The organism is Escherichia coli (genome assembly GCF_036503815.1).
Lineage (GTDB): Bacteria > Pseudomonadota > Gammaproteobacteria > Enterobacterales > Enterobacteriaceae > Escherichia > Escherichia coli_F.
Genome location: NZ_AP027764.1, coordinates 3,838,994 through 3,865,298 on the forward strand (window position 1 = coordinate 3,838,994; position 26,305 = coordinate 3,865,298).

Annotated in this window: 25 protein-coding genes and 1 pseudogene; 19 read left to right on the plus strand and 7 right to left on the minus strand. The window is 49.6% G+C overall.

Annotated elements, in window-relative coordinates:
- Positions 1–167: 167 nt before the first annotated feature.
- On the minus strand, positions 168–1,094 hold the full coding sequence (locus AABJ99_RS18305; RefSeq protein ID WP_001307603.1) for a LysR family transcriptional regulator: 927 nt from the start codon (positions 1,092–1,094) through the stop codon (positions 168–170).
- Positions 1,095–1,250: 156 nt separating this feature from the next.
- Between AABJ99_RS18305 and AABJ99_RS18310 the strand changes: the two genes are divergently transcribed.
- From AABJ99_RS18310 to ykgO, 5 genes are all read left to right on the plus strand, one after another.
- On the plus strand, positions 1,251–2,171 hold the full coding sequence (locus tag AABJ99_RS18310) for an alpha/beta hydrolase (protein ID WP_105277154.1): 921 nt from the start codon (positions 1,251–1,253) through the stop codon (positions 2,169–2,171).
- A 172-nt stretch (positions 2,172–2,343) separates the two neighbouring features.
- Positions 2,344–3,486: an NADH-dependent flavin oxidoreductase gene (locus tag AABJ99_RS18315; RefSeq protein WP_332219016.1), complete on the plus strand. Its 1,143-nt coding sequence runs from the start codon at positions 2,344–2,346 to the stop codon at positions 3,484–3,486.
- Positions 3,487–3,958: 472 nt separating this feature from the next.
- On the plus strand, positions 3,959–4,060 hold the full coding sequence (gene ykgR, locus AABJ99_RS18320) for a small membrane protein YkgR (protein ID WP_000662258.1): 102 nt from the start codon (positions 3,959–3,961) through the stop codon (positions 4,058–4,060).
- A gap of 363 nt (positions 4,061–4,423) precedes the next feature.
- Positions 4,424–4,687, plus strand: coding sequence for a type B 50S ribosomal protein L31 (gene ykgM, locus AABJ99_RS18325; protein ID WP_000803998.1), 264 nt, complete (start codon positions 4,424–4,426; stop codon positions 4,685–4,687).
- On the plus strand, positions 4,687–4,827 hold the full coding sequence (ykgO, locus tag AABJ99_RS18330) for a type B 50S ribosomal protein L36 (RefSeq protein ID WP_000866436.1): 141 nt from the start codon (positions 4,687–4,689) through the stop codon (positions 4,825–4,827). The genes ykgM and ykgO overlap by 1 nt, the downstream gene beginning before the upstream one ends.
- Before the next feature lie 34 nt (positions 4,828–4,861).
- Here the strand turns inward: ykgO and ykgL are convergent, their stop codons facing one another.
- Positions 4,862–5,089 (minus strand): protein YkgL, encoded by a 228-nt coding sequence (gene ykgL / locus AABJ99_RS18335; RefSeq protein ID WP_105277152.1) that lies wholly within the window; start codon positions 5,087–5,089, stop codon positions 4,862–4,864.
- A gap of 824 nt (positions 5,090–5,913) precedes the next feature.
- On the opposite strand from ykgL, the gene ecpR reads away from it, so the two are divergent.
- The 7 genes from ecpR (at position 5,914) to ykgJ (ending at position 13,349) form a co-directional block, all read left to right on the plus strand.
- Entirely contained in the window at positions 5,914–6,456 is a 543-nt protein-coding gene (gene ecpR, locus AABJ99_RS18340; RefSeq protein ID WP_024166199.1) for an ECP biosynthesis operon DNA-binding transcriptional regulator EcpR, read from the plus strand.
- A gap of 74 nt (positions 6,457–6,530) precedes the next feature.
- Positions 6,531–7,118, plus strand: a complete 588-nt coding sequence (gene ecpA / locus AABJ99_RS18345; protein ID WP_000730972.1) for a common pilus major fimbrillin subunit EcpA — start codon at positions 6,531–6,533, stop codon at positions 7,116–7,118.
- Positions 7,119–7,174: 56 nt separating this feature from the next.
- A complete protein-coding gene (ecpB, locus tag AABJ99_RS18350) occupies positions 7,175–7,843 on the plus strand; it encodes a fimbrial chaperone EcpB (protein WP_105278648.1) in 669 nt (222 codons plus the stop codon).
- Between the two features lie 25 nt (positions 7,844–7,868).
- Positions 7,869–10,394, plus strand: coding sequence for a fimbrial usher EcpC (gene ecpC, locus AABJ99_RS18355; RefSeq protein ID WP_338387400.1), 2,526 nt, complete (start codon positions 7,869–7,871; stop codon positions 10,392–10,394).
- Entirely contained in the window at positions 10,384–12,027 is a 1,644-nt protein-coding gene (gene ecpD / locus AABJ99_RS18360) for a fimbrial adhesin EcpD (RefSeq protein WP_105270906.1), read from the plus strand. The genes ecpC and ecpD overlap by 11 nt, the downstream gene beginning before the upstream one ends.
- Positions 11,996–12,706: a fimbrial chaperone EcpE gene (gene ecpE, locus AABJ99_RS18365; protein WP_001361803.1), complete on the plus strand. Its 711-nt coding sequence runs from the start codon at positions 11,996–11,998 to the stop codon at positions 12,704–12,706. Before ecpD ends, ecpE begins: the two co-directional genes overlap by 32 nt.
- Before the next feature lie 313 nt (positions 12,707–13,019).
- Positions 13,020–13,349 (plus strand): YkgJ family cysteine cluster protein, encoded by a 330-nt coding sequence (ykgJ, locus tag AABJ99_RS18370; protein WP_001303809.1) that lies wholly within the window; start codon positions 13,020–13,022, stop codon positions 13,347–13,349.
- Between the two features lie 248 nt (positions 13,350–13,597).
- Here ykgJ and yagU read toward each other — a convergent pair whose 3' ends face one another.
- Complete coding sequence (yagU, locus tag AABJ99_RS18380; protein WP_001019923.1) at positions 13,598–14,212, minus strand: YagU family protein; 615 nt, start codon at positions 14,210–14,212, stop codon at positions 13,598–13,600.
- 405 nt (positions 14,213–14,617) lie between these two features.
- Between yagU and paoA the strand changes: the two genes are divergently transcribed.
- The 4 genes from paoA to paoD are packed head-to-tail and all read left to right on the plus strand — an operon-like array spanning position 14,618 to position 19,421.
- Positions 14,618–15,307, plus strand: coding sequence for an aldehyde dehydrogenase iron-sulfur subunit PaoA (gene paoA / locus AABJ99_RS18385; protein WP_000070682.1), 690 nt, complete (start codon positions 14,618–14,620; stop codon positions 15,305–15,307).
- Positions 15,304–16,260 carry an aldehyde oxidoreductase FAD-binding subunit PaoB gene (gene paoB, locus AABJ99_RS18390; protein ID WP_000643332.1) on the plus strand — a complete coding sequence of 319 codons (957 nt, stop codon included), beginning with the start codon at positions 15,304–15,306 and terminating at the stop codon, positions 16,258–16,260. Before paoA ends, paoB begins: the two co-directional genes overlap by 4 nt.
- Positions 16,257–18,455, plus strand: a complete 2,199-nt coding sequence (gene paoC, locus AABJ99_RS18395) for an aldehyde oxidoreductase molybdenum-binding subunit PaoC (RefSeq protein WP_105278652.1) — start codon at positions 16,257–16,259, stop codon at positions 18,453–18,455. Before paoB ends, paoC begins: the two co-directional genes overlap by 4 nt.
- 9 nt (positions 18,456–18,464) lie before the next feature.
- The gene (gene paoD / locus AABJ99_RS18400; RefSeq protein WP_105278653.1) at positions 18,465–19,421 is read left to right on the plus strand and encodes a molybdenum cofactor insertion chaperone PaoD; all 957 of its coding nucleotides are present in this window, start codon (positions 18,465–18,467) and stop codon (positions 19,419–19,421) included.
- Between the two features lie 178 nt (positions 19,422–19,599).
- On the opposite strand, the gene AABJ99_RS18405 is transcribed toward paoD, so the two are convergent.
- Positions 19,600–20,727 carry an MFS transporter gene (locus AABJ99_RS18405; protein WP_105278665.1) on the minus strand — a complete coding sequence of 376 codons (1,128 nt, stop codon included), beginning with the start codon at positions 20,725–20,727 and terminating at the stop codon, positions 19,600–19,602.
- A gap of 140 nt (positions 20,728–20,867) precedes the next feature.
- Positions 20,868–21,926, minus strand: coding sequence for an alpha/beta hydrolase (locus AABJ99_RS18410; RefSeq protein ID WP_123057653.1), 1,059 nt, complete (start codon positions 21,924–21,926; stop codon positions 20,868–20,870).
- 264 nt (positions 21,927–22,190) lie between these two features.
- Here AABJ99_RS18410 and AABJ99_RS18415 point away from each other — a divergent pair, with 264 nt between their 5' ends.
- Entirely contained in the window at positions 22,191–23,075 is an 885-nt protein-coding gene (locus tag AABJ99_RS18415) for a LysR family transcriptional regulator (protein ID WP_001119037.1), read from the plus strand.
- Between the two features lie 229 nt (positions 23,076–23,304).
- Positions 23,305–23,373 (plus strand): annotated as a pseudogene (gene ykgR / locus AABJ99_RS18420) (small membrane protein YkgR); the annotation flags it as partial.
- Between the two features lie 403 nt (positions 23,374–23,776).
- Here ykgR (AABJ99_RS18420) and AABJ99_RS18425 read toward each other — a convergent pair.
- Both AABJ99_RS18425 and AABJ99_RS18430 read right to left on the minus strand, forming a co-directional pair.
- Positions 23,777–24,055 (minus strand): hypothetical protein, encoded by a 279-nt coding sequence (locus tag AABJ99_RS18425; protein WP_024166197.1) that lies wholly within the window; start codon positions 24,053–24,055, stop codon positions 23,777–23,779.
- 163 nt (positions 24,056–24,218) lie between these two features.
- Positions 24,219–24,941 (minus strand): SDR family oxidoreductase, encoded by a 723-nt coding sequence (locus tag AABJ99_RS18430; protein ID WP_160524176.1) that lies wholly within the window; start codon positions 24,939–24,941, stop codon positions 24,219–24,221.
- Positions 24,942–25,039: 98 nt separating this feature from the next.
- Here AABJ99_RS18430 and AABJ99_RS18435 point away from each other — a divergent pair, with 98 nt between their 5' ends.
- Positions 25,040–25,939, plus strand: a complete 900-nt coding sequence (locus AABJ99_RS18435; protein WP_039021680.1) for a LysR family transcriptional regulator — start codon at positions 25,040–25,042, stop codon at positions 25,937–25,939.
- The last annotated feature ends 366 nt before the right edge of the window (positions 25,940–26,305 follow it).

The following is a 26,305-nucleotide window of genomic DNA, read 5'->3' on the forward strand; positions in this document are numbered from 1 at the left end:
GATACTATTATTTTAGCCACATTACTGGTGATAATGATAATTGATATTATGGCCGTATAGAAAATAAGTATTAATTATCAGAAAGTTTATTATGTAAACGCGTCCTAATGATTACGTTATTCCTCTTACCGATATTCGCCCAGAGCAACCATCAATTACACATATCATCAATTTTCGAGTTTTACTCTTTTCTCCACCATAAAATCAATAAAAGCACGAACTTTAGAGGGCATTCTCACCCGTGATGAAACATAAATATAAAATCCAGGAAATGAAACAGCCCAATCCTCAAGAATCGGCTGTAACTTGCCCGCATTGATATGTTCAGCGATTGCAAAATCCAGATGTTGAATGATACCCGTTCCATTCAGCGCCATTCGTATCATGCTTTCGTCATCATTAGAAATATACTTACCTGAAACCTCTATTTCGAACTCTTCATTACCCCCCACAACATTAGAAAACTCCCATGCAGAGAGTGCACCGCTACTTTTATGCCGCAACCGAAGGCAATTATGGTTACTCAGTTCCTGAGGCGTTTCAGGAATACCGTGTTCTTTTAAATAATCTGGCGATGCCACAGTAACCAGTTTAATAAGCGGAGAAACAGGAACGGCAGTCATATGCTCATCCAGTCCTTGCTCAAGACGTATGCCCACATCACAGCCGTCCGCAATAATGTTAGATAAACCGTCATCCATAATGAGTTCTATCTTTGTTTTGGGGTAACGAGTAAGAAACTCGCCAATATGAGGCTCAACAAGCATCCGTGCTGCAACACGGGAGGAATTTATTCTCAACAGGCCTGTAGGTTCAAGTTGGGTATCACCAACATCTTTCAAAGCATCATCAATTTGCCCCAAAGCCGACACCAGCACTTCATACAGACGCTGTCCTTCCTCAGTAAGCGACATATTGCGGGTCGTACGATATATCAGCTTGGTGTTAAGACGTTCCTCAAGAGATTTTAAATTCTGGGACAATGCGGCCCGCGTAATACCCATTTCAGAAGCGGCTCTGGAAAAACTGCCGGCACGAACAATCAGCGCAAACCAGGCAAGAGAAGGCAAAATTGAAGGCTCTATTTTCATCATTGTAAACCTTAACTTAACACTGTGATAGATATTAGACCATTGATGATAACCAATACAAGTCATACTATTACGCCGTTCTCGATATGAACACAAATGCCAGTTGCGGATAATAGAAATGATATTTAAATCTGTTTAGGCAAATCCCCGGAGCTTGAAATGAAAACTGTTTCGATAAAACACACTTACTGGGATATAGCTGCTGATATCTATTTCCCTGACGATTTTAATAGTGAAAAAAAGTATCCTGCCATTATCAGTGCCCATCCAATTGGAAGCTGCAAAGAACAGACATCGGGTAGTGTGTATGGTGCCGCCCTGGCAAAAGCTGGCTTTATCGTCATTGCTTTTGATGCCAGTTTTCAGGGAAGCAGCGGTGGAGAACCGCGTTATCTGGAAGATCCAACAATGCGAGTAAAAGACTTCAGCATTGTCGTTGATTACCTTACCACCTTACCTTACGTTGATGCCGGGCGTATTGGTGTACTGGGTATTTGTGGTGGAGGTGGATATGCCATTAATGCCGCAATGACAGAACGTCGGATTAAAGCCATTGGTACTGTCACGGGTGCTAACTACGGGCGTCTTATGCGTGAGGGATTTACAGCGTTAAATCCTATCGGAGCACTCGAAGCAATGGCGCAACAAAGAACAGACGAAGCTAACGGCGCAAAACTTCGCGTAGATGATTTGCTCCCTTCTTCTCCGGAAGCAGCTCTTGAAGCGGGATTAACAGAAATAGACCTTTTTGAAGCAACAGAATATTATCGTTCGCCACGAGGCTGTGCGCCTAATGGGGTAAATCGTTCGCTATTTTCACATCAGACTGTTGCCGTGGGCTGGGATGCTTTTCATCTTGCAGAAGTCCTGTTAACTCAACCACTAATGGTTGTAGTGGGCGATAGAGTGGGCGCTTTTGGTGCCTATCGTGACGGCTGCGAAATTATTGGTCGTGCAGCCTCAAAACATAAAGAGTTGGTCGTGGTTGAAGGTTATTCACATTACGACCTGTATGATAAGCCAGAACCTGTGAAACAGGCGCTCGATAAATTAATTCCTTTTTACAAAACACATTTGTAATAACCTTGCAGGGAGATTCATTATCTCCCTGAGATTTATCCTTCATTGACTACACGACAATAATAAAATTACTCAAAAAGAATTCTATTAAAGGAAAAAAGCATCAAAAAGTAGCAACTCAACTTATTAAGATTATACGCATTAAAATCAGATAAACATTTGAGGTATTGTTATGACAAATAAACACCCATCATTGTTTTCTCCTTTTATGCTGACAGAAAAAATAAAGCTACGTAATCGTATCGTTATGGCCCCTATGACGACCTGGTCAGCGAATCCTGATGGAACCATCTCTGAGCAAGAACTCGAATTTTATAAACGCCGCTCACAAAATGTTGGTTTAGTAATAACAGGATGTACCTATGTCACGCCAAGCGGCATTGGGTTTACTCATGAATTTGCCGCGTATGACGACCGTTTCATTAACAGCCTTGAAAAGTTAGCTGCTGCAGCCCAAAGTGGGGGTGCTCCGGCTATTTTGCAGATTTTCCACGCCGGTAATAAAGCCATCCCGGAGCTTGTACCAAATAACGATGTTATTAGTGCCAGCGCATCAAGCGTAAAATCTGGTGACTTTATGAAGAGTGTGGTACAAAGCAGGGAAATGACTGAAAACGAAATTCAGGAAACCATTAGAGCATTCGGAGATGTCACAAAAAGGGCGATTAAAGCAGGTTTTGATGGCATTGAACTTCATGGTGCGCACGGATTCCTTCTACAGAATTTCTTCTCCCCTCTATTTAACCAGCGTAATGACCGATGGGGAGGAGATCTCGAAGGACGTATGCGCTTCCCGCTGGCCGTATTACAGGAAGTAAAAAATGTAGTCTATGAATATGCGACAAAGCCCTTTGCCATCGGTTACAGAATATCTCCTGAAGAATCTGCAACAGGGGGGCTGCGGATAGAGGATACTTATAAACTCCTTGATCGGCTCATTTCATCCGGTATTTCGTATATACATACCTCGCTGGTCAGTATTAACGATAGCTACCCTGTTGAGTCGCCAAATGGCCCCCGAACTATTGAATTGATTTTAAATCATATTGCAGGCAGAGTGCCGGTAATCGCTGCAGGTAAAATACGCACACCGTCTCAGGCTCAAGAAGCAATTTCCGCTGGCCTGCCACTTGTTGCGATCGGTAAAGGGCTGGTGATAAATCCAGAATGGGTGACTTTAGCTGAATCAGGTAGAGGCCATGAAATTCAAACAGCCCTTAATCCACAACGCGTTCCTGAATTAACCATTCCGGATAAACTATGGGATCAAATTCAGGCATCGAAAGGAACTGGCTGGTTTCCGTTAATGGATTAAATATCTATTACTCTCCCGAGAGTAAAACTATCAAACCAATGAGTAACCGATACAGCCTCGCAAATTCTTTCAGATAATTAACCCGTCACTGCGGCACGTTCTCTCATAAGGCGTGCCTGCTGTGTACTCCAGTATGTATCCGGCATACTTGACGGTTTAATAGAACTCAATTCCTTTCCCAGGTTACCAACAACGATATCTTGTATAACACCCCAGGAGATACGACATTATGATGAGATGAGGTATGCTCCTCAGCGCCAATCAACGCCAGGGCTGGGCCAGTTTTGAGATCAGACTCATTCCCGGACTGACTTCAGGCGACATATATCAATGACGTTGGGGCAATAAAAGATAGCCGATGTAATACATCTATTCAAATTTGTGATACATGTCAAAAAATTGGTTGACCAAACTCGTTATTTATATAAGGGCACTTACGAAGTGCACTCTTTTTTAAAGCGAGGAAGTACCAATGAAAGAGAATAAAGTACAGCAAATCAGTCATAAACTGATTAATATCGTTGTTTTTGTCGCAATTGTAGAATACGCCTATTTATTTCTCCATTTCTATTAATAACGGCAATAAACTGTTCACTTCAGTGATATTTAAAATATGCATCCTCTCCCTTTTTTTAAGTAATTATTATATTCGTGGGGGAGGAATACACGCTGTCAGGTAATCAATCAAACTGCGATAAATCATCGGCCAGTAAAGTGGAGATAGCCTCCATTCTCGAAAAATTCATACTCTCAGCGAAACCATCATCAATCACTCATCCAGGCGTTTATGGGAGCGTCGCCAATGGCTGCTAACAATGCCAGACTTCCCCGTTGCCGAAATTCCACATACCACAAATGGTCACAGGAATTGGGTGTTGAAATGATTCGGATGAGCATGTATCTTTACGGTTATGTTATAACATAACAGGTAAAAATGATGAAACCCAATATCCATCCTGAGTATCGTACTGTGGTGTTCCATGACACCAGTGTTGATGAGTACTTTAAAATCGGCTCGACTATCAAAACAGACCGTGAGATTGAGCTGGATGGCGTAACGTATCCGTACGTAACAATTGATGTCTCTTCGAAATCGCACCCGTTCTATACAGGGAAGCTGAGAACAGTGGCATCAGAAGGAAATGTTGCACGGTTCACCCAACGTTTTGGTCGTTTTGTTAGCACGAAAAAGGGGGCATGATGAAAGTCCTTAACTCTCTGCGTACCGCAAAAGAACGCCATCCAGACTGTCAGATTGTGAAGCGAAAAGGACGGCTGTATGTGATTTGTAAATCTAATCCACGTTTTAAGGCCGTTCAGGGTCGTAAGAAAAAACGTTGATTCAAAATTCGACGAATTAACGATATTTGTCTGATTAATAATCAGACCGGATTAATGTTGGTGTATTGATTACACCAACATTAATTTTCCTGGAAATATATTCTTTAAGTTCATTTAAAGCCAACTGCCTGACGTTTCTCTCCGAATATTCCATTATATTAATGTTGATTTGTTGACCAACTTCGCCCCTGTATGCTGGTATCAACTCTCTTTTAGACTGAACAAGCCACTCCGCCCCCTCCCTTTGCGGAGCAGCCTGCATTTACACTCAAACTGTTAAGATGATAAATGTGGTAAATCTGTTGGTACTAACATAAAAACGTTTACGCCACAGGAACAGCCTGATCCACCGGTAACCCCATCGCCGACGTTCGAGTGCCAGTTAGAGTAACGCGCACAGATGACTGCACGCAGTGCCCTGTCAAAGAGGCCATCGTTCCTGTGACAGCTGGCAGCCTTCGTTTAACTTCACTTAATTTGGCTCTTGGGGGGCTTACCGAACAGATGACGTAGTCACACCTATTCAATTTTTCACCACTTATTGGAGTAAACACCCATAACCATTTTGTGCGGCATGTTAATCCATTAAAATATCTTACTGATTGGCAAATCTTCTTTAATGATGGCCAATAATAGTTTTATGTTCTATTTATTATCATTAAAACTTGTTTTTTTACTAGTCGAGCACAAAACGCATTAAGACTATTCCTAACACCTCAGGGCAAAGTTCCTGGCTAATATAAAATGCAAGTAAGAATTGAACGTTATATTTCCAATAACCTTATGAAACTGAATGTCTTTTTCTTCTTATCAAAAAAGCAATATTTTCATTTTTAGTAAATATTGACTTAACCATGGAATTCCTTTTCTGTTCACATATTGACACTCATCAGGAAAAAAACATAAATTTAAGCCCAATCGAAAATAATTAAAACTTAATCTCGTTTAACCTATATTGATATGTGCTACGTATCTTATTTACTTCCGATTTACTAACAACACTGAATGTACCTGTAAAAATTACAGGTTTGGAAAGTAGTGACATGGCAAAATGATTACAGCAGGGACTATGAGGTTAAAAACCATATGGAATATCAAAACCGTTCTGATAAATACATCTGGTCTCCCCATGACGCCTACTTCTATAAAGGACTCTCTGAACTGATTGTGGATATCGACAGATTAATTTATCTATCGCTGGAGAAAATTAGAAAAGATTTCGTGTTTATCAATCTCAATACGGATTCTTTAACTGAGTTTATAAACCGTGATAACGAATGGTTATCCGCGGTAAAGGGGAAACAGGTCGTATTGATTGCGGCCAGAAAGTCAGAAGCCTTAGCAAATTATTGGTATTACAACAGCAATATTAGGGGCGTGGTATACGCTGGGCTGAGTCGTGATATTAGAAACGAATTGGCCTATGTGATTAATGGCAGGTTTCTCAAAAAAGATATTAAGAAAGATAAAATCACTGACCGGGAAATGGAAATTATCCGCATGACGGCCCAGGGAATGCTGCCTAAATCGATTGCCAGAATTGAAAATTGTAGTGTGAAGACAGTGTATACCCATCGGCGTAATGCTGAGGCCAAGCTGTACTCAAAAATATATAAGTTGGTTCCGTAAACTCCAGGCAAGTTAGTTTTAAAAAATGACTCACAGGGACATCATGTCCTCAATTTAACTCGGGAAGAAAAGCAATGAAAAAAAAGGTTCTGGCAATAGCTCTGGTAACGGTGTTTACCGGCATGGGTGTGGCGCAGGCTGCTGACGTAACAGCTCAGGCTGTAGCGACCTGGTCGGCAACAGCCAAAAAAGACACCACCAGTAAACTGGTTGTGACGCCACTCGGTAGCCTGGCGTTCCAGTATGCCGAAGGCATTAAAGGCTTTAACTCACAGAAAGGTCTATTTGACGTGGCTATTGAGGGTGACTCAACGGCTACCGCCTTTAAACTGACCTCACGTCTTATCACCAACACCTTAACCCAGTTGGATACCTCAGGTTCCACACTGAATGTGGGCGTGGATTATAACGGCGCGGCAGTCGAAAAAACTGGCGATACCGTGATGATCGATACCGCCAACGGCGTACTGGGCGGTAACCTTAGCCCGCTGGCTAACGGTTACAATGCCAGCAATCGTACCACCGCACAGGATGGTTTCACCTTCTCCATCATCAGCGGTACCACCAATGGTACCACCGCAGTAACCGATTACAGCACTCTACCGGAAGGCATCTGGAGCGGCGACGTTAGCGTACAGTTCGACGCTACCTGGACCAGTTGATCTCTTTGATGTATCAGCAGGGGTAGCCCCCTGCTTTATTCCTGGACGGAATTGTTATGAAAAAGCACCTTCTGCCTCTCGCTCTGCTGTTTGCCGGAATATCTCCGGCCCAGGCGCTGGATGTCGGCGATATATCATCGTTTATGAACAGTGACAGCAGCACGCTGAGCAAAACAATCAAAAACAGTACCGACAGTGGCCGCCTCATCAATATCCGTCTCGAACGGCTCTCTTCACCGCTTGACGACGGGCAGGTTATCGCAATGGACAAGCCGGATGAGTTGCTACTCACTCCCGCCAGCTTGCTGCTACCCGCCCAAGCCAGCGAAGTGATCCGCTTCTTCTATAAGGGACCAGTAGATGAAAAAGAGCGCTACTACCGCATTGTCTGGTTTGATCAGGCCCTCAGTGATGCGCAGCGCGAGAATGCCAACCGCAGCGCTGTGGCCACTGCTTCCGCCCGCATCGGCACCATTCTGGTCGTCGCCCCCCGCCAGGCGAACTACCGCTTTCAGTACGCCAACGGCTCCCTGACAAATACAGGAAATGCGACGCTGCGGATCCTCGCCTACGGCCCCTGCCTGAAAGCCGCCAATGGTAAGGAGTGTAAAGAGAATTACTACCTGATGCCGGGCAAGTCGCGTCGTTTTACCCGCGTGGACACGGCGGATAACAAAGGACGGGTTGCACTTTGGCAGGGTGATAAGTTCATTCCCGTGAAATAGATAGCTGTGCAGATGGATTACGACAATGCCTTTACGACGGTTCTCCCCAGGACTGAAAGCCCAGTTTGCCTTCGGCATGGTCTTTTTGTTCGTTCAACCCGATGCCAGCGCTGCTGACATAAGCGCGCAGCAAATAGGTGGGGTGATTATTCCGCAGGCCTTCAGTCAGGCGCTTCAGGACGGCATGAGCGTCCCGCTCTATATTCATCTCGCCGGTAGCCAGGGTCGCCAGGACGATCAGCGAATCGGCAGCGCTTTTATCTGGTTGGATGATGGACAGTTACGCATCCGGAAAATACAGCTGGAAGAGAGTGAAGATAACGCCAGTGTCAGCGAACAAACTCGACAGCAGCTGATGACTCTGGCGAACACCCCGTTCAATGAGGCCCTTATCATCCCCCTGACTGACAACGCGCAGCTGGATCTCAGCTTGCGCCAACTGCTGCTGCAGCTGGTGGTCAAGCGCGAAGCACTGGGCACCGTACTACGCTCACGTAGCGAAGACATCGGGCAATCCAGTGTTAACACCCTCAGCAGTAATCTGAGCTATAACTTCGGCATCTATAACAACCAGTTGCGTAACGGCGGGAACAATACATCCAGCTATCTGTCGCTAAATAACGTGACAGCACTGCGCGAACATCATGTGGTACTCGACGGCTCGCTGTATGGGATCGGTAGCGGTCAACAGGACAGTGAATTATATAAAGCGATGTATGAACGCGATTTTGCTGGTCACCGATTTGCCGGTGGAATGCTCGACACCTGGAACTTGCAGTCCTTAGGGCCGATGACCGCCATTTCAGCAGGGAAGATTTACGGCCTTTCCTGGGGAAACCAGGCCAGCTCCACCATCTTCGACAGCAGCCAGTCGGCCACGCCAGTGATCGCCTTTTTACCTGCAGCGGGCGAAGTACATCTCACCCGTGATGGGCGGTTACTGAGTGTTCAGAACTTCACCATGGGCAATCATGAAGTGGATACCCGAGGTCTACCGTACGGTATTTACGATGTGGAAGTTGAGGTGATCGTTAACGGTCGCGTGATCAGCAAACGCACCCAGCGGGTCAATAAGCTGTTTAGCCGGGGGCGCGGTGTCGGTGCGCCGCTGGCGTGGCAGATATGGGGCGGCAGCTTTCATATGGATCGCTGGTCGGAAAACGGGAAAAAGACGCGACCAGCTAAAGATAGCTGGCTAGCAGGTGCCTCGAGCTCCGGCTCACTGAGTACGCTTAGCTGGGCGGCAACGGGATATGGATACGATAATCAGGCCGTGGGTGAAACCCGTCTGACGCTACCGCTTGGGGGGGCGATCAACGTTAACCTGCAAAATATGCTGGCCAGTGACAGCTCATGGAGCAGCATCGGCAGCATCAGCGCCACTCTACCGGGAGGCTTTAGTTCGCTATGGGTTAATCAGGAAAAAACCCGCATTGGCAATCAATTGCGACGTAGCGATGCCGACAACCGTGCAATCGGCGGCACACTCAACCTGAACTCACTGTGGTCGAAGCTGGGCACATTCAGCATCAGCTACAATGATGACCGCCGTTACAACAGCCATTATTACACGGCAGATTACTATCAAAATGTCTACAGCGGTACCTTTGGTTCGCTTGGCCTGCGAGCCGGTATTCAGCGCTATAACAACGGCGACAGCAACGCCAATACAGGAAAATATATCGCTCTCGATCTCTCGCTACCTCTGGGCAACTGGTTTAGCGCAGGGATGACTCATCAAAACGGCTACTCCATGGCAAACCTGTCAGCACGCAAGCAGTTTGATGAAGGGACCATTCGCACTGTTGGTGCAAATCTGTCACGAGCCATCTCCGGCGATACCGGTGATGACAAAACCCTCAGCGGTGGGGCGTATGCACAGTTCGACGCTCGTTACGCCAGCGGAACGCTGAACGTCAATAGCGCGGCGGACGGCTACGTCAATACCAACTTGACCGCCAATGGCAGCGTCGGCTGGCAGGGTAAAAACATCGCTGCCAGCGGGCGGACTGATGGCAACGCTGGGGTGATATTCAACACCGGGCTGGAGGACGACGGTCAGATCAGCGCCAAAATCAACGGGCGGATTTTCCCGCTTAACGGCAAGCGTAACTATCTCCCGCTCTCTCCCTATGGAAGATATGAGGTGGAGTTGCAGAACAGCAAAAACTCACTCGACAGCTACGATATCGTCAGCGGCCGCAAAAGCCATCTGACCCTCTATCCAGGCAATGTCGCCGTCATTGAGCCAGAGGTGAAGCAGATGGTTACCGTCTCCGGTCGTATCCGTGCAGAAGACGGCACACTGCTGGCTAACGCACGGATTAACAACCATATCGGCCGAACCCGAACCGATGAAAACGGCGAGTTTGTCATGGACGTGGATAAGAAATACCCCACTATCGATTTTCGCTACAGTGGCAATAAAACCTGCGAAGTGGCACTGGAACTCAACCAGGCGCGCGGTGCCGTCTGGGTCGGTGATGTGGTCTGCAGCGGCCTCTCATCGTGGGCGGCGGTGACGCAGACAGGAGAAGAGAATGAGAGTTAACCTACTGATAGCGATGATAATCTTTGCGCTATTCTGGCCAGCAACCGCGCTCAGAGCTGCAGTGAGCAAAACAACCTGGGCGGATGCTCCGGCACGCGAGTTTGTGTTTGTCGAAAACAACTCAGACGACAACTTTTTCGTCACTCCTGGCGGGGCGCTGGATCCGCGCCTGACCGGTGCCAACCGCTGGACCGGTTTAAAATACACTGGCTCAGGAACCATCTATCAACAAAGCCTCGGCTACATTGATAACGGTTACAACACCGGCCTTTATACCAACTGGAAGTTTGATATGTGGCTGGAAAATTCGCCGGTTTCATCTCCTTTAACTGGCTTGCGCTGCATCAACTGGTACGCAGGGTGTAATATGACCACCAGTCTTATCCTGCCGCAAACCACCGACGCCAGTGGATTTTATGGCGCGACGGTGACCAGCGGCGGCTCGAAGTGGATGCACGGCATGTTGTCAGACGCGTTTTACCAGTATCTGCAACAAATGCCCGTTGGCAGCAGCTTTACGATGACCATCAATGCCTGCCAAACCTCAGTGAACTATGACGCCAGCAGCGGCGCGCGCTGTAAGGATCAGGCCTCCGGCAACTGGTATGTTCGCAACGTCACCCATACGAAAGCAGCAAATTTGCGGTTGATAAATACCCACTCGCTGGCGGAGGTATTTATCAACAGCGACGGAGTACCGACTCTGGGGGAAGGGAACGCCGACTGCCGGACGCAAACCATCGGCAGCCGTTCAGGATTAAGTTGTAAGATGGTTAACTATACCCTGCAAACAAACGGGCTCAGCAACACCTCAATCCATATATTCCCGGCGATCGCCAACTCGTCGTTGGCCTCGGCCGTCGGGGCGTACGATATGCAGTTCAGTCTGAATGGCAGTTCATGGAAACCGGTGAGCAATACCGCTTATTACTACACCTTCAACGAGATGAAGAGCGCAGACTCGATCTATGTTTTCTTCTCGAGCAACTTCTTTAAGCAGATGGTGAACCTGGGGATCAGCGATATCAACACCAAAGATCTATTCAACTTTCGCTTTCAGAACACCACATCACCGGAGTCTGGCTGGTATGAATTTTCTACCTCCAACACGCTGATTATCAAACCCCGTGATTTCAGCATCAGTATTATCTCCGATGAATATACTCAGACACCGTCGCGAGAGGGATATGTCGGCAGCGGCGAACCGGCACTCGATTTCGGCTATATCGTAACCACCAGCGGTAAAACAGCTGCCGACGAAGTGCTGATCAAGGTGACCGGACCCGCGCAGGTGATTGGCGGACGCTCCTATTGTGTCTTCAGCTCCGATGACGGTAAGGCGAAAGTACCATTCCCGGCGATGCTTTCCTTTATTACCCGCAACGGAGCTACAAAAACCTACGATGCCGGGTGCGATGATAGCTGGCGGGATATGACCGATGCGCTGTGGCTAACCACACCGTGGACTGATATCTCTGGCGAAGTGGGGCAGATGGATAAGACCACTGTCAAATTTTCAATTCCAATGGATAACGCCATTTCGCTGCGTACGGTAGATGATAACGGCTGGTTTGGCGAAGTCAGCGCTTCAGGAGAGATTCATGTTCAGGCGACGTGGCGTAACATTAACTAAGGCGCTGCTGACAGTGGTCTGTATGCTGGCGGCACCTTTGACACAGGCGATTTCGGTCGGCAATCTGACATTTTCGCTGCCGTCCGAGACTGACTTTGTCAGCAAACGTGTAGTGAATAACAACAAAAGCGCACGGATATACCGTATTGCCATCAGTGCCATCGATAGCCCAGGCAGCAGTGAATTGCGCACTCGACCGGTGGATGGTGAACTGCTTTTCGCTCCCCGCCAGCTGGCATTGCAGGCTGGTGAGAGCGAGTATTTTAAATTTTACTATCATGGTCCACAGGATAACCGCGAGCGCTACTACCGGGTCTCATTCCGCGAGGTCCCCACTCGCAACCAGACAAGACGTAGCCCAACCGGCGGCGAGGTCAGCACGGAGCCGGTGGTGGTGATGGATACCATTCTGGTAGTACGACCTCGTCAGGTTCAGTTTAAATGGTCCTTCGACCAAGTGACAGGAACGGTAAGTAACACCGGCAACACGTGGTTTAAGCTACTGATTAAACCAGGATGTGATTCGACCGAAGAGGAAGGCGACGCCTGGTATCTACGTCCGGGAGACGTAGTTCATCAGCCTGAGTTACGTCAGCCGGGGAATCATTATCTGGTCTATAACGACAAATTCATTAAGATTAGCGATTCCTGTCCTGCTAAGCCCCCTTCGGCGGACTAAGACTTATCCATCGGACGAGGGAAGAATTCCACCTCAGAGACTCAAATAATCGTTTAAATGATGTGGAAGCGATCGTCAATGTCACCTGTAATGATGGGCTTTCTCATATGTACACCATAGTGTTCAGGAGACACGGAAAAGTGCCAGGCAGCTTGCTAACGAGTGGTTTCTTCACGAATTAGTACGTAAAATCGGTAACGGCTGGAAATCATTCAATACTCACACTATCGAAAGTTCCCCAGCCAACCGCGGTACGTTCTTACATACGATGTACCGCTGTTCTCTTTACGATTTATAGCTGTACTGGTGAATTATGAGCAATCTGAATCCATGCATGACGTGTGGTGCCTGTTGTGCATTTTTCCGCGTCTCTTTTTACTGGGCCGAAGCCGACGATGCTGGCGGTACCATTCCCGCCAGGCTCACTGAACAAATATCCCCTTTTCACCGATGCATGAGCGGTACCAATCAGAAAAACCCCCGATGTATTGCCCTTGCAGGAACACCGGGCAAAAATGCCTGCTGCACGATATATAAAAATCGATCGTCCACGTGCAGAGAATTCGCCATGTCTGGTGAGAACGGAGTCGTCAATGAGGCTTGCAATCGTGCAAGAGCTAAATACGGGCTGACACCGTTATAAATATGCAATAATTAATTGCACTGCCCCGCCAGCTATAATCGCGGGGCTTCGTTTTTCAGGGATAACAAAACCCGAAACTTCTTCCATCTGCCAGCAACAATGCCTCTTCCTCTATAGTGTTCTCCGGATCTACAGCATCCTGAAGTAGCGCGATGTACTCACTGGCTATCTGCATCAGAAAGTTAAAAACAATGTTTTTAACCTATAAAAATGGCGCTGCATTTGCGCCATTTTTATCATTCAATGCATTATCTGTTTGAGCCTAAAGGGATCTCAGGGTCTGGCTCATGAGTAATTCTGTTTCGTAAATCTCTGCGAATAATTTCAATGGACCAGAACCAGACTAAATGTCCAAAAATTTCAGAAACATTCTCATACCACGGGAGATCAAACAGAGGTGGCGTCAGTCCCATGAGAGGGAATGAAATCATATGAACAAAAAGTTGGGCTAAAGCACCTGCCAGTAAGCCCTGCCAGAGTTTAATTTTTGGAAATACTTCAGCGACCACACAATAACCGACAGCAAACACTATCGAAAAGATAATGTGCGTAACACCAACCCAGTTAAAGACATGCCCGGCAAAGGTATAAACAGCCGAATTTGGATCTGTCAGCCCCAGCCAGTCTCGAAGAAAAATATACGGAGGATTGAGAAAATTACGGGAGCAATCAATTTGCCCAGCAGCCCTGATTAATGATTCCGGGCCACACGCTGCATTAAACATATCCACCGGGCTACGTGGCGGCAATGGAACTTCAGCCCCCCACTTCACAAATGCGGAAACAACGCCAGCAATTAGCCCAATGAATGCAGCAAGACCATAACGTCTGCGGTTCGGTGGAGTTTGTTCAAATATATTCATATTTACCCTGTTTGTTTCATTATGTTGTACACCTCTTCAGGAGTATTCATAAAACAAGATAAATGTAAAGAAGTGTATTGTTTTGTATAATGCAATGGTGACTAATCGCCAATTAATATAAGCACCATCATTTCTCCCTATTTTTATGTTAGAAGTGACAACGATTTGCAGGGTGATGCAGAGCTGACAATCACAGGTTTCCTTATCGGTTTTTGCATCGCACAACTAAAGCAATAAACTAGCTCCCGTCATCGGCGAATATGAATTAATTAGCCGGGCTCATAGCTGCATTCGCGTTTTAAGAATAATCCTCCTGCTCTCACCGACTATGCTTAACGTTTAAAAAAGCATCAACACTCTCGCAACGCACTCTTATTTTCCCCTTTAGAATACCGGAGGCCTGGTATGAGCAACCAAGGCGAATACCCCGAAGATAATCGGGTTGGGAAGCACGAGCCGCACGATTTTAGTTTGACCCGCCGCGATCTGATTAAAGTGAGCGCCGCAACGGCGGCGACCGCCGTGGTTTATCCTCATTCTACGCTTGCGGCAAGCGTTCCGGCAGCTACACCCGCGCCAGAGATAATGCCCCTGACACTTAAGGTGAACGGCAAAACCGAGCAGCTTGAGGTGGATACCCGAACCACGCTACTGGACGCTTTGCGTGAAAATCTGCATCTGATCGGTACCAAGAAAGGTTGCGATCACGGACAGTGCGGAGCCTGTACCGTGCTGGTCAATGGTCGCAGGCTTAATGCCTGCCTGACGCTGGCAGTCATGCATCAGGGGGCCGAGATCACCACCATTGAAGGCCTGGGTTCACCAGAGAATCTTCACCCCATGCAGGCGGCCTTTATCAAGCATGATGGCTTCCAGTGCGGCTACTGCACCTCCGGGCAAATTTGCTCATCAGTAGCGGTGCTAAAAGAGATTCAGGACGGCATTCCCAGTCACGTCACGGTCGATTTGGTTTCCCCTCCAGAAAGAACTGCCGATGAGATCCGTGAACGTATGAGCGGCAACATCTGTCGCTGTGGTGCATACGCTAACATCCTTGCCGCCATTGAAGATGCTGCGGGGGAGATAAAATCATGAAGGCGTTTACCTATGAACGTGTGAACACCCCTGCCGAGGCGGCACTTAGCGCTCAGCGCGTACCCGGCGCAAAATTTATCGCTGGCGGGACCAATCTGCTGGACCTGATGAAGCTGGAAATTGAAACGCCAACCCACCTTATCGATGTGAACGGGCTCGGGCTCGATAAGATTGAAGTGACCGACGCGGGTGGGCTGCGCATCGGCGCACTGGTACGGAACACCGACCTGGCGGCTCACGAGCGCGTGCGTCGTGATTACGCGGTACTCTCCCGCGCTCTGCTCGCTGGCGCGTCTGGTCAGTTACGTAATCAGGCAACCACCGCAGGTAATCTGCTCCAGCGCACGCGCTGCCCCTATTTTTACGACACCAATCAGCCCTGCAATAAGCGCCTGCCCGGGAGCGGCTGCGCGGCACTTGAAGGCTTTAGCCGTCAGCACGCGGTGGTAGGCGTAAGCGAAGCCTGCATTGCCACCCATCCGAGCGATATGGCGGTCGCAATGCGGTTGCTGGATGCGGTGGTGGAAACCATCACGCCGGAGGGAAAAACTCGCAGTATCACACTGGCTGATTTTTATCACCCACCGGGGAAAACGCCGCACATTGAAACCGCCCTGCTTCCCGGTGAGCTTATCGTTGCGGTGACGTTACCTCCGCCGCTCGGCGGAAAACATATCTACCGCAAGGTGCGCGATCGCGCCTCCTACGCCTTTGCCCTGGTATCGGTCGCGGCGATTATTCAGCCTGACGGCAGCGGGCGCGTCGCGCTGGGCGGAGTAGCACATAAGCCCTGGCGCATTGAGGCTGCGGATGCTCAGCTATCCCAGGGGGCGCAGGCCGTGTATGACGCGCTGTTCGCCAGCGCCCATCCCACCGCTGAAAATACCTTTAAACTCCTGTTGGCGAAGCGAACGCTTGCCTCCGTACTGGCTGAAGCGAGGGCACAGGCATGAAATTTGATAAACCCGCAGGGGAAAACCCGATCGATCAGCTGAAGGTTGTCGGTCGTCCCCATGACCGCATCGACGGACCGCTGAAAACTACCGGCATGGCACGCTACGCCTACGAATGGCATGAAGAAGCCCCCAACGCCGCCTATGGCTATATCGTCGGTTCCGCCATTGCCAAAGGACGCCTCACCGCCCTTGATACGGACGCCGCGCAAAAAGCGCCGGGCGTACTGGCTGTCATTACCGCCAGTAACGCTGGGGCACTCGGCAAAGGCGACAAAAACACCGCCAGGCTGTTAGGCAGCCCCACTATTGAGCACTATCATCAGGCCATTGCGCTGGTAGTGGCCGAGACCTTCGAACAGGCGCGAGCGGCGGCCTCGCTGGTGCAGGCGCACTATCGCCGTAATAAAGGAGCTTACTCCCTGGCGGACGAGAAACAGGCCGTCAGTCAGCCGCCGGAAGACACGCCCGATAAAAACGTTGGTGACTTTGACGGGGCTTTCACCTCCGCTGCGGTGAAAATTGATGCTACATACACGACCCCGGACCAGAGCCATATGGCGATGGAGCCGCATGCCTCGATGGCCGTCTGGGATGGAAATAAGCTTACCCTCTGGACCTCAAATCAGATGATTGACTGGTGCCGCACCGATCTGGCAAAAACGCTGAAAGTGCCCGTGGAGAATGTGCGTATTATCTCCCCGTATATCGGCGGAGGGTTTGGCGGCAAGCTATTCCTGAGAAGCGATGCGCTGCTGGCGGCCCTCGCCGCCCGTGCGGTGAAACGTCCGGTTAAAGTGATGCTCCCCCGCCCCACTATTCCCAATAACACCACGCACCGCCCCGCCACCCTTCAGCACCTGCGTATCGGTGCCGACCAGAGCGGGAAAATCACCGCTATCTCACATGAAAGCTGGTCCGGAAACCTGCCCGGCGGCACGCCGGAAACGGCGGTACAGCAAAGCGAATTACTCTACGCAGGGGCAAACCGTCATACCGGCCTGCGGCTCGCCGCGCTTGATTTGCCGGAAGGGAACGCCATGCGTGCGCCCGGCGAAGCCCCCGGTCTGATGGCGCTCGAAATCGCGATCGACGAACTGGCGGAAAAAGCGGGCATCGATCCCGTCGAGTTTCGCATCCTGAATGACACTCAGGTTGACCCCGCCGACCCGACGCGCCGCTTCTCTCGCCGTCAGCTTATCGAGTGCTTGCGCACCGGAGCGGATAAATTTGGCTGGAAGCAGCGCAACGCTACACCCGGACAGGTGCGCGACGGGGAGTGGCTAGTCGGCCACGGTGTTGCGGCGGGCTTTCGCAATAATCTGCTGGAAAAATCGGGTGCTCGGGTTCACCTCGAACAAAATGGCACCGTTACCGTAGAAACGGACATGACCGACATTGGCACCGGCAGCTACACCATTCTGGCCCAGACGGCAGCGGAAATGCTTGGCGTACCGCTGGAGCAGGTTGCGGTTCACCTCGGCGATTCCAGTTTCCCGGTTTCTGCGGGTTCTGGTGGACAATGGGGCGCGAATACCTCCACCTCCGGCGTTTACGCCGCCTGTGTGAAACTTCGCGAAATGATTGCCTCGGCGGTCGGGTTTGATCCTGAGCAGTCGCAGTTTGCCGACGGCAAGATTACCAACGGTACCCGAAGCGCCACGCTACATGAGGCCACCGCAGGCGGCAGACTGACAGCGGAAGAGAGCATTGAGTTCGGCACTCTCAGCAAGGAGTACCAGCAATCGACCTTTGCCGGGCATTTTGTGGAGGTCGGCGTGCATAGCGCGACGGGAGAAGTTCGGGTCCGGCGTATGCTCGCCGTGTGCGCAGCGGGGCGCATTCTGAATCCGAAAACTGCACGCAGCCAGGTCATTGGCGCGATGACTATGGGCATGGGCGCGGCACTGATGGAGGAGCTGGCGGTAGATGACCGTTTGGGCTACTTCGTTAATCACGATATGGCGGGGTATGAGGTGCCGGTTCATGCGGATATCCCAAAACAGGAGGTGATTTTCCTGGATGATACCGACCCCATCTCCTCCCCGATGAAGGCCAAAGGTGTCGGTGAGCTGGGCCTGTGCGGCGTGAGCGCGGCTATCGCCAACGCGGTGTATAACGCCACCGGTATTCGGGTACGGGATTATCCCATCACTCTGGATAAGCTGCTCGATAAACTGCCGGATGTGGTTTAAGGAGGAACAATGTCATACTCGCTTTTTGACAAAGACGAGCACTGGCATAAGCCAGAGCAGGCGTTTCTCACCGATGACCACCGGACCATTCTGCGCTTCGCCGTAGAGGCGCTAATGTCCGGTAAAGGAGCGGTGCTGGTGACGCTGGTGGAGATACGCGGCGGCGCGGCGCGCCCGCTCGGAGCACAGATGGTGGTGCGCGAAGATGGTCGTTACTGCGGTTTTGTCTCTGGCGGCTGCGTGGAGGCCGCTGCCGCTTTTGAAGCGCTGGAGGTGATGGGCTCAGGCTGCGATCGCGAAATTCGCTATGGCGAAGGTTCGCCGTGGTTTGACATCGTTCTGCCCTGCGGCGGTGGGATCACGCTGACGCTCCATAAACTACGCTCGGCACAGCCTCTGCTCGCCGTGCTGAACCGCCTGGAACAGAGAAAACCGGCGGGTCTGCACTACGATCCGCAAGCTCAATCGCTGGTGTGCCTGCCCACGCAAACCCGAACGGGCTGGAATCTCAATGGCTTTGAGGTGGGGTTCAGGCCATGCGTCAGGCTGATGATTTACGGACGTTCTCTTGAGGCGCAGGCAACCGCGAGTCTTGCAGCAGCCACAGGCTATGACAGCCATATCTTCGATCTTTTTCCGGCCTCAGCCAGCGCTCAGATCGATACCGATACGGCGGTCATTTTGCTGTGCCATGATCTCAACCGGGAGCTGCCAGTGTTGCAGGCCGCGCGAGAGGCAAAACCCTTTTATCTCGGCGCATTGGGCAGCTATCGAACCCACACGTTACGTCTGCAAAAGCTCCACGAACTAGGATGGTCCAGGGAGGAGACAGCGCAAATCCGGGCACCCATCGGGATATTCCCCAAAGCCCGGGATGCGCATACTCTGGCACTCTCCGTGCTGGCAGAAGTCGCTTCTGTACGTCTCCATCAGGAGGAGGATTCATGCCTGCCCCCGTCGTCGTGATCCTTGCGGCCGGGCGTGGAGAGCGCTTTCTCGCCTCCGGGGGAAATACCATAAATTAAGAGAAAAATCTGCAGTAGCCGTTTTAGAAAATCACCTAAATCGTTTAAAAGAGCGCTCAACCCATAGTGGGCGCTCATCGCCTTGTGTAACTTATTCAGCAACGCGCGCCCTCGCCGGACTAAAGCGCACCGGCCTTCTGGCGTGCGGTAACAAAGGTCAGTACGCCAGCGCAAAGGAGCAGCACGCTACTCATAGCAAACGTGCTCTGCCAGCCAAGGCGGTCAAACACAATGCCTCCTGCCGTTGATCCAAGGGCGATGGCGAGCTGAATCACCGCGACCATGAGCCCGCCTCCGGCTTCGGCGTTGTCAGGCAACGTACGCGCAATCCATGTCCACCATCCGGTTGGCGCAGCGGTGGCCAGCATGCCCCAGAGTCCTAACAGCAACGAAACCGTCCAGACCAGATGCCCGGTCAGCATCAGGCCGATGGCAATGACGGCCATCAACCCAGGTATGGCCATCAGCGTAGGGTAGAATTTTCTGTTGAGGAATGTCGAAACAACCAGCGTGCCGATAAAACCGGCTACTCCGATAATCAGCAAAATCAACGACAAGCCTGAGGAATCAACCAGCGTCACGGTCTCCAGGAACGGGCGCACATAGGTAAATAGCGCAAACTGCCCCATAAAAAACAGGCCGCAGGCCAGCATGCCAACCGCAACCACGCGGCGGCTAAGTATGCGGAATACATCGCCAGGTGACGTGCGGCTTTTATTCGCATCCATACTGGGCAGGCTGATGCACTGCCAGATAAAGGCGACCACCGCGATGGGCACCAGGCACAAGAAAGCGCCTCGCCATCCGACCGTGGCACCCAGATAGCTTCCCAGCGGCGCGGCCACGACCGTCGCCAGCGCATTACCGGCATTGAAAATCGCCAGCGCACGCGTGACCTGTTGCTGCGGCACCAGACGAATCGCCGTTGCCGCAGACATCGACCAGAATCCGCCAATCGCCACACCAATCATCGCACGACCAACCATATACATCAGATAACTGGAAGCCAGCGCAATAATAAGCCCCGATACGGCCATCAGAACCGTCATCCCCAGCAGCAGGAATTTACGATTCATCTTTCCTGCTAGCGTTGAAAGCGTCAGGCTGGTCAGAACCGCCAGTGCGCCGGAGATAGCAATCCCCTGCCCAGCCAACCCCTCCGTCACGCCTAAATCGCGGGCAATCGGCGTGAGCAGGCTGACGGGCATAAATTCAGAAGCAATCAGCACAAACACGCACAGGGTCATGGCAAAAATACCGCCCCAGTATGGCGCTGATGATGAGGTGATGGTGTTTGGTTTAGCGTCGACATAGTGAAATTTCACGAAGGCCAGGATAAAAGCCACCAGCCTATGGCCGGTGGCTTTGCATCAATTCAGGAGAGGTTTTATTTCAGTTTGGTCTGGAAAAATTGTTCGAACTTCGCGAAAGGTATTTTTCCGGCCACGTTATCGTACAGGTCCACGTGATTTGCCCCTGGTACCACCACCAGCTCTTTGTCTTTACTGCCAACCGCCTTGTAAGCATCTTCAGCAAAATAGCGTGAATGCGCTTTCTCACCGGTCACAATCAGCGTCGGAATGGTGATTTCACTGGCGTAGCTCAGCAGCGGCATATTCATAAACGACAGCGGCATCGTTGCCGTCCACGCCCCGGTCGAGTTCACGGATCGTGCATGAAAACCACGCGGCATACGATAGTAATCGAAGAACTCTTTCAGTACCGGATGCGGATTTGCCGGCAGCGTTTCTGGCAGAATACGCTCGCCCGCACTGACCTTACCGTTGCTATCGACATTAATATCATGACCACCGTGAGCGAACGTTCCGCTCTGCGCATCCTTCCAGCGCTGCTCATTCAGATACTGCAGAACAGCACGACGATCGGCGGTTGAATAACGGTCTTTGCCATCACCCACGCCATGGCCCATCGCCCGGCTCATGTCATACATCACGCTGGTAGCAACCGCTTTAACGCGGGTATCCATCGCCACGTCGTTCAGCGCCATGCCGCCCCAGCCACAAATACCGAGCAGCCCGATACGGTTGCGATCTACCTCTTTTTGCAGCCCTAAGAAATCCACCGCCGCGCTGAAATCTTCAGTGTTGATATCCGGTGAGGCGACGTTTCGCGGATAGCCGCCGCTTTCCCCGGTGTAAGAAGGATCGAACGCCAGGGTAACAAACCCTCGTTCCGCCAGCGTCTGCGCATACAGGCCGCTGGATTGCTCTTTCACCGCGCCAAATGGCCCACTGACCGCAATCGCCGCCAGCTTGCGATCGCCACGGTCTTTAGGCAGGTAAAGATCGCCCACTAAGGTGATGCCATATCGGTTCGGGAACGAGACTTTACGGTGATCGACTTTCTGGCTCTCGGCGAACGTTTTATCCCATTTATCTGTCATGGACACAGGGGCATTAGGATTGGTTGAATCAGCATAACTCATTGTCGTGACTCCACTTAATGATGCGAAAAGCAGCATGGTCGGCATCGCGGTTTTTAGCGTTCGGGTGAAGGCTTTCATAAAAATCCCCATAAAAAACAACAGAGAGATACAGGTTTCCGACGGACAACACTGCGGTACTTTACTTTGATGGGGTCATTATAGTGAGCAGAATTAGTGCTGATTAGGGGGCGATTAATGCTAAGATTAATACCATATTGTTATAAATTAATGCGGAGATTGCCGGCATGAAGGGGGGATGTTTCAATGGCGAAAAGGGAGAACTACAACGAGCTGTACCTGTTTATGCAGGTGGTGCGGGAAGGCAGCTTTACCGCAGCGGCTCAGCGGCTGGGTCTTGCTCAGTCAGGAGTCAGCCGTTCTGTTCGCGAGCTTGAAGAAAGGCTCGGCGTCCAGCTGCTGGTGCGCACCACGCGTAAACTGTCGCTGACGCAAGCAGGCGAGCAGCTCTACCAGAAGACGGCATCTGGATTTGAAATGTTAGATCTTGGGCTTGCCACACTGGCGCACTATCGAGAGACGCCCTCCGGCACGGTGCGTATCAATGCCAGCCAGCACGCGATTGATAAATGCCTGCTGCCAAAGCTGGCGGTATTTAAACAGCGATATCCTGATATCCGGCTTGAACTGATAAATGAGAGCCGGTTCGTCGATATCATCGAGGAAAGATTCGATGCTGGTGTCCGCCTGGGGCCTGAAGTCGGCCAGGGTATGGTCGCGGTACGCATCACGCCCGATATGGAGATGGCAATTGTGGGGACTCCGGAACATTTTCGTCGCTATGGTTTTCCGCAAACCCCGGCGGATTTAAAGGCGCATCCCTGTATCGCCTATCAGTTTGCCGACGGCAGCGTATACCAGTGGGAACTCAATCAGGATGATAAAAAAATCACTCATCGCCCTGAAGGGCAATGGGCCCTATCCGACAGCTATATGGAAGCAGAAGCCGCACGGCTGGGCCTCGGATTGGCCTATGTCCCTGTTGAATTGGTCGCTGATGATTTAGAACACGGTAAGCTTATCAGAGTGTTGCAGCGTTACAGCCTGCGAATGGAGGGATTGTTTCTCTATTACCCTCATCGCAACGTCTCCCCCGCTCTGCGGATGGTCATTGATACATTGAAAATCTGAACGTTAACAACGACCGACTCTTCACTGTGCAATATTGTGTCAGGTAGTCATTCTGCGTTCAATTCCAGGGGCCGCTTTGAGCGAGAAAGAGCGGACTTATCTGTACAAGGGGACTATCCAGCAATGGAGATCACCCATAAGAAAAAAGTATCTGGCTCCCTCGACAACCTTCATCCGGAAATTTAGCCTCAATCAACATTTTTATATCTGTCAGGTTACTTCATTATGAAAACCGATCAATATCGTTGTTTTTGTTGCAATAGTAGAATACGCCTATTTATACCTCCATTTCTATTAATAACGGCAATAAACTATTCACTTCACTGATATTTAAAATATATATCCTTTTCAAGCTGTTCAGCGGCGTAAGAAAAAGTATTAATTATGAATTCGACGATTTAACCATTTCTGTCTGATTGGTAATCATCCGTGATTAATGCTGGTCTATTGATTACGCCAGCATTAACCGCTTAGGGATGTATTCTTCCTGATCATATACATCCCTCGAAAAAGAGAGAAAATAAAACTGTGTCCAATATTACTCTACCACTCCAGACCGAAGCATCGGTAGAATTAGCAGAACGACTGGTACAATAGATTGGGATAGCGTCATTTGTCAGGTATTCCATTGCCTGAAAAATGACAATTTTGAGTCAATAGACGTGCTTCTTGATCATGTCTTACAAATTATACCATGAGCCTTATGAAGCATCATTTTTACTGACTGGTGTTAACTTTGCTATCATATAAACTCTGTTCTTAAAAAACGCGCCCAGAATTTTATATGATTTCCCTTGTTTTTCTGCCTGTAAAGAAATTTCTTTTTCAGTGCTGTTAATGGTTGAACCGACGGCAGTAATCGTTTTGGCGACGCTACTGAATGATAATAAAGACAGTGTAACCACAACAATTAAAGAACAGATAGTATTCACGTTAATTCTCCTGACAATTGAGAGGGTGAGTTTTATATACATAGGTATTAAACATGAGTCATATTTACTCCAAGAGAAAACACTCCTTCTGTAATTAAACCTTCATCTCCTTCGGGGTGAGCAATACATAATGCATCTTGCTATGCAAAACAGGTGTATATAAATTTTCCTCCCGACCTATTTAATAAAACGTGAATATAAAAGTTATTCTTCAGTTTGCAGATGCAGTAGGTCTGATGGTAATTTCGGTTGTATCAACGCTTTCGGGAGATTCAATAATATGCCTTACAGCACGGGCAATATCCGCGGGTTGAAGTGCAACAGAACGGTAGGCGTTCATTGACTTCATGGTTTCCACATGGGTAATGGTTGAAGCCAGTTCACTTTCTACAACCCCAGGATTTACGCAGGTCACACGGATTTTCGAGCTTTCCTGCCGTAAGCCATCAGAAATAGCCCGTACTGCAAATTTTGATGCGCAATAGACTGCGCCTGTGGGCACAACAGAAAGGGCACCAATAGAACCAAGATTGATTATCTGACCGGAACCCTGTGCTTCCATCACCGGAAGTACAGCGCCAATTCCCCAAAGTACGCCTTTGATATTCACGTCAATAGTGAGCTCCCATTCATTTTGTTTTCCTGCTGCAAGCGGTGAAAGCGGCATAACGCCCGCATTATTGATAAGAACATCAACTCGCCCCCAGCTATCCAGCGCTGCTTGCACGAAATCTGCCATGGACTGTCGGTCTGTGACATCCAACTCCCGCGCTTTAGCAATTCCTCCTGCGCGGCAGATTTCTTTTGCAATGGCTTCGATACGCTCAAGTCTGCGTGCTCCCAGTAAAACCTTTGCACCTGTCGTTCCCAGCTCTCTGGCAATACCTTCCCCAATACCACTTGATGCGCCGGTGATTAATATGACCTTATCCATTACGTTCTCCTTCAAATGTGTTCGGAGAGATAATAGAACTTTATGATTGGTTCCAGTATCCTGCTTTCAATGTACTCAATGGTTAGCGGCATTAAACAATGAAAATCGATCTTAATCTTTTACCCATTTTTATCGCGGTAGCAGAAGAGAGTAATTTCAGTAAAGCCGCCGCACGACTGGGCGTTACCCGTTCAGCGGTCAGTCAGGGAATAAGACGTCTTGAAGATGCATTCGGGACAATGCTTGTAATGCGGACCACGCGCTCAGTTAATTTGACGGAAACGGGAGAACGGCTGCATAAATCGTTGTCATTACCTTTATCCGGTATTGAGGCAGCGTTCGAAGAGATGGTCTCTGACCATGTACCACGTGGACATCTCAGAATCGCGGTGACGTCGATAGCAGAAGAATTTCTTTCAGGTCCGCTAATCGCTTCGTTTGCAGCTGCCAATCCAGCCGTTACGCTTGATATTGTTGTCACGGATGAGGAATTCGATATCGTTGCCGCAGGTTACGATGCTGGCGTAAGGCTCGGAGAGGTCATTGAAAAAGACATGATTGCTGTTCCCCTTACCGGTAAGCAGCGTGAAATGGTCGTTGCCTCTCCCTCCTATCTCGCAGCCAACAGCACACCTGTTCATCCGCGCGAACTTGTGAATCATAAGTGTATCGGCTGGCGTCAGTCCCCGGAGGTTGCGCCTTATCGCTGGCCATTTGAAGAAAACGGTAGAGCTTTCGACCTTGCGATTGAACCGCAGATTACGACGAATGATCTGCGTCTGATGTTGAGGCTGGCTCTTGCCGGCGGAGGAATAACAATTGCCACTCAGGAAACGTTCAGGCCATATATTGAAAGCGGTAAGCTTGTATCGCTGCTTGATGACTTTCTTCCACAATTTCCGGGCTTCTATCTGTATTTCCCACAGCGTCGCAATATTGCACCAAAGCTCCGCGCCCTGATTGACCACGTCAAGGAATGGCGGCAGCAATTGGCTTAAATGTCTGCACCTGCACTGCCTGATGTCAGAACAGTATTTTGAGAAATTGCCAGGGTTACAATGGCAGAAATATGGCACAGGAGAAAGGCGTGGTGTAATTGAATGTGAGGTAACTTATTGATTTTAATGGTGCGATAATAGGAACAGAACATACTCCGCAATCAATTGATTTATAATACATTTAATTCATTCCATTTAACTTGATACCCCCAAAGATACCCCCATTTAAATTTCCTATCCCGACGGAGAACGATGCTCAATAATTATGAGTTAGTTCTTACGACCCCATAAAAGTTAAAAAATCATGATATTAAACAAAACATCTTTAACAAGTATTCATCACTTATACAACATTATTTATTAATC